Consider the following 11,981-nt stretch of genomic DNA (forward strand, 5'->3'; position numbering starts at 1 on the left):
GGATTAATAATCGGACGGACATCGTTAAGATTTTGAAGGAGCACCAAAGCCCGTTGGTTGCGATGGCATCGTTTATGTCTCATTTCGTCCCGTATTCGACGCGAATGGGCTGGAAGACGAGCTGGAATAAACGCAGCAGGCAAGTTACAGGTACGGATGAGCAAAGAAGTATTGTGTTGGCGGTAGGCTCAGGAAAGCATTGATTAATGACCTTAATAAAGGTGTGCCAGCGCCTATGTTATTAGAGAATGGCGTGGTCCTTATTCCGCTTTGATTCGTTGCTGAATCTAGCGGCGGCGTTAACTTTTTGGAGACAGACAACAGTGGATTGGTCGAGCTGTTAATAAGCTATATGGATATAGCGGGGGGAGTCCGAACAAATCCGATGATGCAAAAGTTTAAAAAATTTAATTTGCAATTTGAAGCTTGGTGTGTATAATAACGAGTATCATTTATATCGGAGCTTTAAATTCTATGACGAGAAAGAGTACGTTATCCGTCTGATCCATCAGAGAGTCGGGGCAGCTGAAAACCGACGTTCAGATGATAGCCGAAAGCCATCTCTGAGAAGCGGGCTGAATTCGAGTAGGCCTTGCCGCTATTCCAGCGTTATAAGGAACGCGTATTGATAGATACGTGAACAGAGTGCCGCTGCCCTCGAAGACAGCGGAACTAGGGTGGTAACACGGGTGTAGACTCGTCCCTTCTATGGGACGAGTCTTTATTTTTTTCTAATGTCGAAGGGGGAAAGGATCATGATCAGTTCAACAGTTACGAAGTCCAATTCTATAGAGGAGCTGCTGGCGCCGCTTGTACGGGATATGAAGCCATCGGGCATTCGCAAATTTTTTGAACTAGCTGCCGGTCAGTCGGATATGATTTCACTCGGCATTGGGGAGCCGGATTTCGTTACGCCTAAGCCAGTGCGCGACGCTGCTATTGCTGCGCTAGAAGAAGGACGTACGTCTTATACCTCGAATGCTGGTATGCCGGAGCTGCGCCAAGCAATCGCGGATTACGTCCAGCAAAGCTGGGGGGTGGGCTATGATCCGGATGACGAAGTGCTTGTTACGGTCGGCAGCAGCGAGGCAATTGATTTGGCGCTGCGAGCGCTTATTACGGCAGAAGATGAGATTCTAGTTCCTGTCCCTTGCTATATATCATATTCGCCCATTGCAGCAATTGGTTATGGCAAGCCGATTGAAGTAGAGACTGAAGCAAGCAACGGGTTCAAGCTGACGGCCGAAGCGCTGCAGCGTGCTATTACGCCCCGATCGAAGGTGTTGATCGTATCGTATCCGAACAATCCTACGGGAGCGACGATGACGTATGAGGATTGGCTACCGATTGCACGAATAGTGGAAGAGCATAATCTTGTCGTCATTTCGGATGAAATTTATGCAGAGCTTACATATGACAGCAAGCATGTCAGCTTCGCCTCGCTTCCAGGCATGAAGGAGCGTACGCTGCTCGTGAACGGCTTCTCCAAGGCGTTCGCAATGACTGGGTGGCGCGTCGGCTATGCTTGCGGACCGAAGCCAGTAATTGAGGCGATGTACAAAATCCATCAGTACACGATTATGTGTGCACCGATACTTGGTCAGATTGCGGCGTTAGAATCGCTGCGCATCGGGATGAAGGACATGCGAGCGATGATCGACAGCTACGATATGCGGCGTAGACTTATCGTAGAAGGGTTCCGGCGCATCGGACTGCCGTGCCATGTGCCTTACGGCTCGTTCTATGCGTTTCCTTCTATTAAGCATACCGGACTAACATCGGAGCAATTCGCAGAGCGGCTGCTCAAAGAAGGTAAAGTCGTTACTGTGCCTGGGAGTGTGTTCGGTCGTGGCGGTGAAGGATATATTCGCTGCTCTTATGCAACCTCCGTCGAGCAGATTGAGGAAGCTCTCATACGAATCGAACGTTTTGTGCATACACTGTAAAGCTGTATGATGCTGGACGTTCGGTGTGACAATAAGCGAAACATTCTATGGTCACGCTGATTAGTACGGCAGTATGGCAGGTGACGACAGGAGGAATCGCGTTGAATCGGAAGCAGGATCGTGTTCCGTTCGGGTACGAGCCGGCTGCAGAGCCGCGCAATGGAACGCTCGTCTATTATGATTGGTTCGAAGAGACGAGTGATGCGGAGCTTGAAATAGCCGCTGAGGCGGCAGCAAACCTATCGTTCCGTACATTGGTGCTGTACCCGCTTCATGAGGCAACTGCGAAACGGATGATGAAGCAGCCGATTAGTCCCTACTATAAAAGAATGGATAAGCTGCATGACTGGCGCCGTTCACAGGTGCGCACGAATATTCGAATCGATGGACTTGAAGGGAAACGAAAAAAATATACGCCGATCGACAGTGCATTCCGCCATCTTATCGAAACGTATGGCTCACCGTTGTTTCTTTACTTAACACCGAGCATGGCGAATCTGATCGCAAGCTTCGACTCATTCGAATCCTGGATTATCCGTATTCGGCTGTTGCTAGCCTCTGAACCGTCTGCTAGGGAACTTCACCCGAGGCTCGCTGCCTTCGCACATCGTTGGGATGTGTATGACAGCGGAGGTCGAAAAGCACCTCAAGTCCGAAGAAGAATACAATATTTTGACTAATGGAATGGTTGTAACGTACAATGTTATTACGCTTAATTGTCGGCCGCATGCTGATAAGCGGGGGAACCAGTCATTTTGGGGCGAATCGACGGACATCTTGTCTGTGTAGGGGACCATCTTACCCGAGCCCGTCAGCTAACCTCGTCAGCGATGGATGGGTCTTGCATTGTAACGATTTAGCATCCTAAGACCCTATGCTTATAGGGTCTTTTTTGCGTTCTTTCGGACCCCTCCGATTCATCAACTAAGGGAGAGTGAAGCCGAATGATTAGCGAAATGTTAGCCTTCAATGAGCAGTTCGTGCGAAACAAGAAGTATCAATCTTACGTAACCGATAAATATCCCGATAAGAAGCTTGCCATTCTGACCTGTATGGATACGCGGCTCGTCGAGCTGCTGCCTAAGGCGCTCAATCTTCGAAACGGGGATGCGAAAATTATTAAAAATGCAGGCGCGGTGCTGACACAGCCTTTCGGCAGCGCCATGAGAAGCTTGCTGATCGCTATTCATGATATGGATGTGCAAGAGGTGCTGGTTATCGGTCATCACGGCTGCGGCATGACGAACTTGGATGCGGATGCGATGATTAAGAAGTTTCTCGAGAACGGAATTTCGGAAGAGGTACTTATGACGCTTGAAAATTCTGGGATTAAGATGAACCGTTTTCTCAAAGGCTTCGAGTCAGCGGAGGAAGGCGTAATGCACAGCGTCAACATGATTCGTAAGCATCCGCTTGTACCGGCGTATATTCCTGTACATGGGTTGATCATGGATCCGACGACGGGTCAGCTGGAGCTAATTCATGACGGGTATAAGGCCCGCGATCTTAAGCAGGAACAGGTAAGAAGGCTTCCTGTTGTTCCATACGATTAACGATTGGATTTGACGAATTGATTCATGGTTCAGCGGGAAATGGGGAAACTATCCCGTATGAACAACCTTTCACTCTTGAAGAGTTCCGGCTCGTTCCGGGACGGCACACAACGTAAATTATTGTTAAGCGCCGGCATCAGCTGGCTGTTCGATGCGATGGATGTCGGCATGCTGTCGTTCATCGTTGCGGCACTTAAAGTCGAGTGGGAGCTCAGTGCGCAGCAGATCGGATTGTTGACGGCGACGAATTCCATCGGCATGGCAGCCGGCGCCGCCGCTGCTGGTGTACTGGCGGATCGTTACGGACGGCGGGCTATTCTGCTGTGGACGCTCCTTATTTTCTCGTTCGCAACCGGATTGTCCGCCCTTGCGGGCAGCTTCGTCGTTCTGCTCGCGCTGCGCTTCTTAGCTGGCTTCGGACTCGGCGGCGAGCTGCCCGTTGCTTCGACGCTCGTATCCGAGTCGGTCGCGCCTGCTGACCGAGGCCGCGCCGTTGTGCTGCTTGAAAGCTTCTGGGCAGGCGGGTGGATCGTATCGGCGATTATCGCATATTTCGTCATACCTGAATATGGCTGGCGAATCGGCTTCGCGATCGGCATCATTCCAGCGGTGTATGCCATATATCTTCGCAGGGCGATTCGTGATCCGAAGCGGTTCACGGAGAAGCGTGACGTCGCGATGTCGTACGGCAAGCGGCTTCTCTCGATCTGGCAAGCAGAGCACCGAAGATCGACATTGATGCTGTGGGTGCTATGGTTTACGGTTGTGCTGTCCTATTACGGCATGTTTTTGTGGCTCCCGACGGTGATGGTGCTCAAAGGCTTTGATCTGGTAAAAAGCTTCCAGTATGTTCTCATTATGACGATAGCCCAACTGCCTGGTTACTTCACGGCTGCCTATCTGATCGAGCGAGCAGGTCGGAAGTTCGTGCTGATCCTCTATTTGCTGCTCACGGCCGTATGTGCGATTCTGTTCGGCAGCGCTGAAACGACAGCTATGCTAATCGGCTCTGGGATCGGATTATCGTTCTTTAATCTCGGTGCGTGGGGGGCGATGTATGCGTACACGCCGGAGCTGTATCCAACGGCGATCCGTTCAACGGGCGTGGGCATGGCAGCCTCGTTCGGTCGTGTTGGCGGCATTATCGGTCCATACCTGGCTGGCTGGCTCGTGGCGAATAATACGGCTATAAGTGCGATTTTTGCGATTTTCTTCATCACGATACTAGTCGGCGCTGCGGCAGTGCTGATGCTCGGCAAAGAAACGAAAGGGCTTGAGCTCGATTAGCGATAAAATGAGGCGTCAGCGGGCACGATATAATCGCCGGACTTTCACTTATTTGAACTAAACGATCGGGAGGTGTGGCGATGGGCCGCAGCAAAAACCGTACGCTGGAAGGCAAGCAGCACGCATTACAGGTCAGCAGTCAGCAGGCTGAAGATAATTTGGCCGCGACGACAGAAGTTCATCGGAATCAGAAGGGGCAGTTACCGAACAAGCCTTCTACGGGCTGACTGCTTATATGAATTGGTTGTCAAAAAGGACATGTAGGCTTCATTGAAGCCTGCATGTCCTTTAATCGTTTAACCAGCCGTTATATGCTCTTCACATTCGGCCGAGCAGTAACCGTGATGAATATCGTCGCACGCTTCGCATACGAGATGCTGGCGATGACACGTGTCATCGGCGCAGTTAATGTACGTTTCTGCCGGGCCGCCGCAATGGTAGCATTTGCCGACAACGACCTGCTCGTCTGTCCGATTGATCGGCACGGAGATCCGTTCATCGAATACGTAGCATTTGCCGTCCCACAGATGGCCTTTCACGACAGGATCTTTGCCGTACGTCACGATACCTCCATCGAGCTGGTAGACGTTCGGAAATCCTTCGTTAATGAGCACGCCCGTCAGCTTCTCACAACGGATGCCGCCTGTACAATAGGTCAGAATCGGCCGGTCGCGGTATTCTTCGTTCATATTGTTGCGAATCCATTCCGGAAATTCCTTGAATGTAGCGAGGTTTGGACGAATCGCGCCGCGGAAATGTCCCAGGTCGAACTCATAGTCGCTGCGTCCGTCGAGAATAATGACATCGTCACGCTGCAGCATTTCGTGGAATTCGACCGGAGATAGACGTTTGCCGCTTACCTTGTTCGGGTCGAGCTCCTTCTCATAACGAAGGGTGACGAGCTCCTTCTTGTGACGAACGAACATTTTGCGGAATGTATGGTCTTCTGCCTCATCGATCTTGAACACCATATCGGCGAACAGAGGGTTCGAGTGCATATGACGCATATAAGCCTCGGTCTGCTCGATCGTACCGGATACCGTGCCGTTAATGCCTTCGGATGCAATCAGAATGCGGCCTTTAAGTCCAAGCTCTTTGCAAAATGTGAGATGCTCCGCCGTAAATTGCTCCGGATCGGGAATAGGCACAAATTTATAATAGAGAAGAACTTGAAAGGGAAGTCGGCTTGTCATGATCTATCGTTCCTTTCTACCTATATGGAAGCGGTAGAGAGCCTGCTTATCCCTCTACCGCAATAATTCAACGTTATTAAATCTGATAGTCAATCATAGAAGATTGCATCCGCAAAGTCAATATGAATCATATGACAGCAGTTAGCGCCAACGACATATATACACTGTAAGCATTGCTAATCTTCGTATGGTCGCTCATACTACAGAAGATAAAGGACGAGTATGGAAGGCAAGGAGTATCGAATGAAAAGCTTACTTGTAACCGGCTACCGGGCTCATGAGCTCGGCATATACGATCAGAAGCATAAAGGAATCCCGTATATCCGAAAGGCGATCGCTTCGAGACTTATTCCGTTACTTGAAGAAGGATTAGAGTGGATCGTAACACCTGGCCAATACGGAGTTGACCTATGGGCATGCGAGGCTGTCATCGAGCTGAAACAGCACTATCCTCAGTTAAAGCTATCGATCATAACGGCTTATATGAACCCGGAAGAGAAATGGAAGGAAGAGAAACAAAACTATTATCGCAGTATTGTGGCCCAAATCGATTATTATGGCATCGTTAGCAAGCAGCCCTATCAGGGCGTATGGCAGTTAACGGCAAGGGACGAGCTGCTGCTGCGCCGGACCGATGGCATTCTGCTATTCTATGATGAGGATGCAGGCGAAGCCAGCCCGAAGTTTATGAAGGAACGGGCGCTTAGACGGCATGAGGAGGACGGTTACCTATTCATGACATTAACTGCGGAAGATGTCCAGGCGATCGCAGACGAAGAGTTGAGAGACTATGATGAGCATTACGTGGAACATTCGTTAGACGGATAACGATGCGGCTGTACTAAAGTTGTCGCCGCCGTAATTTCAAATTGACAGGTGAATGGACAATCTGTTATCTTATTTGAAATTATTATTCGAGATTCCAAGCAAATATTATTCGAAGAGGAGTGGAGAACATTGGCACACTATTATCTAGAACCGTCTCGTACGTTCAGCGAATTTCTTCTAATTCCGAACCTGACGACAAAGGAATGTACCCCGGGTAACGTATCTTTAAAGACCCCAATTACAAAGTATAAGAAAGGCGAGCAGCCGGATATTACGCTTAATATACCGTTCTCATCTGCAGTCATGCAGTCTGTCTCTGACCATAACATGGCGACGGCACTGGCTCGATGCGGCGGTATTTCTTTTATTTTTGGCTCCCAAACGATTGAGGAGCAAGCGGCGATGGTACGCAAGGTTAAGGAATACAAAGCAGGCTTCGTTGTCAGTCGATCGAATTTGAAGCCGGAGCAGACGCTGCGCGATGTACTTCGCTTGAGGGAGGAGAATGGACACTCGACCGTCGCGATTACGGAAGACGGCACATCGAGCGGCAAGCTGCTCGGCATCGTTACGAGTCGAGATTACCGCCTCAGCCGTGATTCGCTCGATAAGCCGATCCGCGAGTTTATGACGCCATTCTCGCAGCTGATTTATGGACAAGCGGGCATCACTTTGCCGGAAGCGAACAATCTAATCTGGGACAACAAGCTGAATTGTCTGCCAATCGTTGATGAGAAGCAGCATCTGCAGCATCTCGTATTCCGTAAAGACTATGATGCCGATAAGGAAAATCCGCTCGGACTGCTCGACAGCAATAAGCGGTATATCGTCGGCGCGGGCATTAATACGAGAGATTTTCAAGAGCGTGTTCCGGCATTGGTTGAAGCAGGCGTTGACATTCTCGTCATCGACTCATCGGATGGGTATACAGAATATCAATATGATACGGTCAAATGGGTAAAACAAAACTTTGACGTCAAAATTGGAGCCGGTAATGTCGTTGACCGTGAGGGCTTCCTGTATCTTGTCGAAGCTGGCGCGGACTTTGTTAAGGTTGGCATCGGCGGCGGTTCGATCTGTATTACGCGCGAACAGAAGGGGATCGGGCGGGGACAAGCGTCGGCCGTTATCGAAGTGGCGGAGGCGCGTCAGCAATATTATGAAGAAACAGGTATCTATGTTCCGATTTGCTCTGATGGCGGCATCGTGCACGACTACCATATTACGCTGGCACTTGCAATGGGGGCTGATTTCGTCATGATGGGCCGTTATTTCGCGCGGTTCGACGAGAGTCCAACGAAGAAGCTGAAGGTCGGCAACAACTTCGTGAAGGAGTTCTGGGGCGAAGGCTCGAACCGTGCGCGCAACTGGCAGCGTTATGATACAGGCGGCAAGCAAGGGCTTGTATTCGAGGAAGGCGTCGATTCGTACGTTCCTTATGCGGGTTCGCTCAAGGAGAACCTGGATAAGACGATCAGCAAAATCAAATCGACCATGTGCAACTGCGGAGCGCTGACGATCGAACAGCTTCAGCGTACAGCGCGCATTACGCTCGTCTCCGCAACAAGCCTGGTTGAAGGTGGAGCACATGACGTCATGCTGAAGGACAGCACGTTGTCTGGTGAATAACTGAAGTTTTAACTTTTCTGTTACAAAGGCTGCCAGTCCCCGTCATAAACGGGCTTCCGGGCAGCCTTATTAGTTGGTTCGCTTGGTCAACGTATGTTATCATGATAGTTAAGGAAAACTATCGAGCACAGCTGAGCAATTTTTGGAGGGGTTTGTCATCACTAACGTCCTATTGAATAACGCTATGGTCATGCTTGAACAAACAAGCCGAACTTTTTATATTCCGATCAGCAGACTAGTGCCGGGCTTGCGCGAAGCGGTTACGTCCGGATATTTGGCTATGCGGGCCATAGATGAAATTGAAGATCATGAGGAGCTTGCAGACGATCGTAAAGTGGAGCTGCTAACCGGTGTACGCGATGCGCTTCACAGCAGCCAGCCGGTCGAAAAGACTGCAAAGCTGCTTAGAACGGCCGACTGCGGACTTCCCGCCGTATCGACGCAGCTGGACGATTGGCTGTCGCTTTGCCCGCCGACTGCGGCGCCGATTATAATGAAATACACGGCCATGATGTCTGAGCAGATGTCCGAGTGGGTCGTCACAGGGTGGAGCATTAAGACCGAAGAGGATCTGGATCGTTATACATACAGTGTCGCCGGCATGGTAGGTGAGATGCTGTCTGAGCTATGGCAATGGTATGACGGTACAGTATCGGATATGAAGAAGGCGGTTGCATTCGGCCGCGGTCTACAGGCTGTTAACATTATGCGCAACCGCGAAGAGGATTTGAAGCGGGGCGTTGATTTTTTCCCAGACGGCTGGAGCTTTAAGGATATGCTGCAGTATACGAGACGCAATTTGAAGCTGGCAGACGACTACATCGCGGAGCTGAAGGAAGGCCCGGCGATGCGTTTCTGCAAAATTCCGCTTGCCCTCGCTCATGCGACGACCAAACTGCTGGCGGCTGGAGGCAATAAACTGACCCGTGCAGCGGTATTAAAGATTGTTGGACAATTGAATTAACTATAACCAGCAGGACGAAGCCGCGTAGTTGAACGCGGCTTTTTGTTTTTTTAAAGATATTGTAAAAAATTGAAATATATTATAGTATATAAAAGTAAGTAGGTGTAGATAGATTAGTTGGAGGGATGACCGTGACCGATTCTAGACAACCTGCACATACAGCTGTAAATGTTCAGCCGCTGTTCACGAAGTTCAAGCTAGGCAGCTTGGAGCTGCCGAACCGTATTGTAATGGCTCCAATGACGAGAACCTTCTCCCCTGGCGGGGTGCCGGGTGAGGATGTCGCTGCTTATTACCGCCGCCGTGCGGAGAATAGCGTCGGACTTATTATTACGGAGGGAACCGTTATTAATCATCCGGCGGCGGCAGGCGATCCGAAGGTGCCAAATTTTCATGGTGAAGAAGCGCTGGCAGGCTGGGCGGAGGTCGTTAAGCAGGTGCATGCAGCGGGTGGCCGAATATTTCCGCAGCTTTGGCACGTCGGCTTGACTCGCCGGCTCGGTGATTTGCCGAATCCAAAGACTCTGCCGATCGGACCTTCCGGTCTTGATCTTACGGGCACCAAGGTAACGGAACCGATGACGAAGGAAGATATCGCGCAAGTCGTAGCTGCATTTGGTCAAGCGGCGGCGGATGCGAAACGGCTGGGCTTCGACGGCGTTGAATTGCATGGCGCGCACGGCTATTTGATCGACCAGTTTTTATGGGAGCGGACCAATCAGCGAACGGACGAATACGGCGGGGATAGACTGAAGCGTGCAAGGTTCGCAGTTGAAGTTATCGAAGCATGCCGACGTGCTGTAGGTCCGGATTACCCGCTCATTATCCGTTTGTCCCAATGGAAAGCGTCGGATTACACCGCGAAGCTGGCGAATACGCCGGAGGAGCTTGAACAGCTGCTGGCATTGTTCGTCGAAGCCGGCATAGATGGGTTCCACTGCTCGACGCGCCGTTTCTGGGAGCCTGAATTCGAGGGCTCTGAGCTCAATTTCGCCGGCTGGGTGAAGAAGCTGACGGGCAAGCCGGTCATTACGGTCGGATCGGTGGGCTTGGATTCCGACTTTATGTCACTGTTCACGGAAGGCAAAGGAGCATCGACAACGAATATCGACGGCTTAATCGATCGTCTGGAACATGGTGAGTTCGATCTTGTCGCTGTCGGTCGGGCGCTCCTCGCCGATCCGGAATGGGCTGAGAAGGTAAGAACGGGCAGAGTGGAAGAGCTGAAGCCATTCTCGCCTGAAGCGCTGCGAACGCTATATTAACGCATATTTGAGTGATGAAGGAGCGTCTCGAATGAGGCGCTTTTTATATTGTAAGGGTTAATTTGGTAATGAAGTAATAACGATGACAGTGGTGAGAAAGTGTGTTTACAGCTTGTGTCCTCTCTTGTCATCCTATTAATGCAACAATTTTTGGGAATGCACCGTTTGTTAACAGGGGTGTATTTCCATGATTAAGGCAGTCGTTAGTTTTATGTTGGTTTTGCTGGCAGGGTGTCAATCGTCGGAATTGGAAAATCCGAAAAACAAAAACTCCGTTCAGCCTGCTGCTGTCTCGATGAGCAAACAACATACCGATACCGAGTTGTTTGCCGTTCATCTGTCTGTTCCGGAGCAAGTACGAACACAAGAGACATTCACAATCGATCTAGAACTTCAGAGTAACTTGGAACAAGCGGCTGAGATAATGACGGGGAATCCCATCTTTTACTACGTCGTCTTAGACTCCAGCGGCAAGGTTATCAACACGATCGTAAGAACAGATGTTGGTATTGTCCGGCAAGCAGGAAGTCATGAGACCATCTCGGAGAAGCAGACCTATCGATTTAGACAACCCGGAACCTATGAAGCTTATGCCGTTGCAGAGATTTCACTTATTAACAACAATGAGGAAAAGCCTTTGCAGCTTGTAACCGCAAGGAAGAAGATCGTCGTCGAATAATCGTTATTAGGCGAGAACGAAAGTTAGAATAATGAATACGTTGATTCTCCAAGTGGCCAAGGTTACGCAGCCGTTTCTCTCCACATGCTAAATTATTAGGCGTGGTGTGACGCTTTCTATCGTTCCGATGACGATGGGAGGCTATTTTATTATCGACGGGCAAATTGTGCGTGAAATGCTCGTTTTCTAATTAAGAGTTGTCTTTTTTATTAAATACGAATACATTTGTATACAACGCCATTGATAAATGCAACTAATATATAGATAAGGAAGGTGATTGGATATGAGTAGAGAAGAAGAACGCGACCGCGGCAAGGGGCGGCGGGGCGGCGGACATCATCGCCATCGTGAAGGTGAGCATCATGGCGGCAAGGGTGCACAGACTTATCGCCGAGGACGTATTGTGCTGTTCCTCGATCAGATGAACAACAGACGGGCAACGCTTCAGCGCCAGCTGACGCAGCCTGAATTCGAGTCGATCAAGACGATTCTAGTTGGCGAGCTTAAAGCGCTGGAGCAAGTTATTGAAGATTATATTCAACTATTCGAACTGCATGAAGAATGCGGTAGGACGGAGCAGCTCGAAGACGATCAAGGGCTGCTTGGTTCTGAAGTCGATGAAGGAGAGTGAAGGGAA

13 protein-coding genes, 1 riboswitch and 1 other annotated feature are annotated in these 11,981 nt (G+C 50.1%); of the genes, 12 read left to right on the forward strand and 1 reads right to left on the reverse strand.

Going from position 1 to position 11,981, the window contains the following annotated elements; genetic code table 11:
* The first annotated feature begins 53 nt into the window (after nucleotides 1-53).
* From PXY01_RS22290 to PXY01_RS22295, 6 genes are all read left to right on the forward strand, one after another.
* Nucleotides 54-203, forward strand: a complete 150-nt coding sequence (locus PXY01_RS22290) for a hypothetical protein (RefSeq protein ID WP_164744324.1) — start codon at nucleotides 54-56, stop codon at nucleotides 201-203.
* 262 nt (nucleotides 204-465) lie between these two features.
* Nucleotides 466-708 (forward strand) — a binding site (T-box leader).
* Between the two features lie 47 nt (nucleotides 709-755).
* Nucleotides 756-1,946: an aminotransferase class I/II-fold pyridoxal phosphate-dependent enzyme gene (locus PXY01_RS07240; RefSeq protein WP_127568745.1), complete on the forward strand. Its 1,191-nt coding sequence runs from the start codon at nucleotides 756-758 to the stop codon at nucleotides 1,944-1,946.
* A gap of 101 nt (nucleotides 1,947-2,047) precedes the next feature.
* Nucleotides 2,048-2,626 (forward strand): hypothetical protein, encoded by a 579-nt coding sequence (locus tag PXY01_RS07245; RefSeq protein ID WP_127568747.1) that lies wholly within the window; start codon nucleotides 2,048-2,050, stop codon nucleotides 2,624-2,626.
* Between the two features lie 19 nt (nucleotides 2,627-2,645).
* Nucleotides 2,646-2,791, forward strand: a riboswitch (cyclic di-AMP (ydaO/yuaA leader).
* A gap of 99 nt (nucleotides 2,792-2,890) precedes the next feature.
* A complete protein-coding gene (locus PXY01_RS07250) occupies nucleotides 2,891-3,499 on the forward strand; it encodes a beta-class carbonic anhydrase (protein WP_127568749.1) in 609 nt (202 codons plus the stop codon).
* Nucleotides 3,500-3,556: 57 nt separating this feature from the next.
* Entirely contained in the window at nucleotides 3,557-4,786 is a 1,230-nt protein-coding gene (gene niaP / locus PXY01_RS07255) for an MFS transporter (protein ID WP_127568751.1), read from the forward strand.
* An 80-nt stretch (nucleotides 4,787-4,866) separates the two neighbouring features.
* On the forward strand, nucleotides 4,867-5,013 hold the full coding sequence (locus tag PXY01_RS22295) for a hypothetical protein (protein ID WP_164744325.1): 147 nt from the start codon (nucleotides 4,867-4,869) through the stop codon (nucleotides 5,011-5,013).
* Nucleotides 5,014-5,082: 69 nt separating this feature from the next.
* On the opposite strand, the gene trhO is transcribed toward PXY01_RS22295, so the two are convergent.
* Complete coding sequence (gene trhO, locus PXY01_RS07260; protein ID WP_127568753.1) at nucleotides 5,083-5,979, reverse strand: oxygen-dependent tRNA uridine(34) hydroxylase TrhO; 897 nt, start codon at nucleotides 5,977-5,979, stop codon at nucleotides 5,083-5,085.
* 243 nt (nucleotides 5,980-6,222) lie between these two features.
* Here trhO and PXY01_RS07265 point away from each other — a divergent pair, with 243 nt between their 5' ends.
* The 6 genes from PXY01_RS07265 (at nucleotide 6,223) to PXY01_RS07290 (ending at nucleotide 11,975) form a co-directional block, all read left to right on the forward strand.
* Nucleotides 6,223-6,807 carry an SLOG family protein gene (locus PXY01_RS07265; RefSeq protein ID WP_127568755.1) on the forward strand — a complete coding sequence of 195 codons (585 nt, stop codon included), beginning with the start codon at nucleotides 6,223-6,225 and terminating at the stop codon, nucleotides 6,805-6,807.
* A 129-nt stretch (nucleotides 6,808-6,936) separates the two neighbouring features.
* A complete protein-coding gene (locus PXY01_RS07270) occupies nucleotides 6,937-8,436 on the forward strand; it encodes an IMP dehydrogenase (protein WP_127568757.1) in 1,500 nt (499 codons plus the stop codon).
* Between the two features lie 142 nt (nucleotides 8,437-8,578).
* Nucleotides 8,579-9,400 carry a squalene/phytoene synthase family protein gene (locus PXY01_RS07275; RefSeq protein ID WP_246027824.1) on the forward strand — a complete coding sequence of 274 codons (822 nt, stop codon included), beginning with the start codon at nucleotides 8,579-8,581 and terminating at the stop codon, nucleotides 9,398-9,400.
* A gap of 131 nt (nucleotides 9,401-9,531) precedes the next feature.
* Nucleotides 9,532-10,665 (forward strand): NADH:flavin oxidoreductase, encoded by a 1,134-nt coding sequence (locus PXY01_RS07280; protein WP_246027825.1) that lies wholly within the window; start codon nucleotides 9,532-9,534, stop codon nucleotides 10,663-10,665.
* Between the two features lie 187 nt (nucleotides 10,666-10,852).
* Nucleotides 10,853-11,344, forward strand: coding sequence for a hypothetical protein (locus tag PXY01_RS07285; RefSeq protein WP_127568761.1), 492 nt, complete (start codon nucleotides 10,853-10,855; stop codon nucleotides 11,342-11,344).
* Between the two features lie 283 nt (nucleotides 11,345-11,627).
* Complete coding sequence (locus PXY01_RS07290; protein WP_174721807.1) at nucleotides 11,628-11,975, forward strand: hypothetical protein; 348 nt, start codon at nucleotides 11,628-11,630, stop codon at nucleotides 11,973-11,975.
* Nucleotides 11,976-11,981 lie beyond the last annotated feature (6 nt).

It is taken from the genome of Paenibacillus xylaniclasticus (genome assembly GCF_004001065.1).
Lineage (GTDB): Bacteria > Bacillota > Bacilli > Paenibacillales > Paenibacillaceae > Paenibacillus_T > Paenibacillus_T xylaniclasticus.

Coding starts and splice junctions, on each gene's coding strand:
- PXY01_RS07240 (WP_127568745.1), top strand. CDS start 756: ATGATCAGTTCAACAGTTACGAAGTCCAATTCTATAGAGGAGCTGCTG.
- PXY01_RS07250 (WP_127568749.1), top strand. CDS start 2,891: ATGATTAGCGAAATGTTAGCCTTCAATGAGCAGTTCGTGCGAAACAAG.
- niaP (WP_127568751.1), top strand. CDS start 3,557: ATGAACAACCTTTCACTCTTGAAGAGTTCCGGCTCGTTCCGGGACGGC.
- PXY01_RS22295 (WP_164744325.1), top strand. CDS start 4,867: ATGGGCCGCAGCAAAAACCGTACGCTGGAAGGCAAGCAGCACGCATTA.
- trhO (WP_127568753.1), bottom strand. CDS start 5,979: ATGACAAGCCGACTTCCCTTTCAAGTTCTTCTCTATTATAAATTTGTG.
- PXY01_RS07265 (WP_127568755.1), top strand. CDS start 6,223: ATGAAAAGCTTACTTGTAACCGGCTACCGGGCTCATGAGCTCGGCATA.
- PXY01_RS07285 (WP_127568761.1), top strand. CDS start 10,853: ATGATTAAGGCAGTCGTTAGTTTTATGTTGGTTTTGCTGGCAGGGTGT.
- PXY01_RS07290 (WP_174721807.1), top strand. CDS start 11,628: ATGAGTAGAGAAGAAGAACGCGACCGCGGCAAGGGGCGGCGGGGCGGC.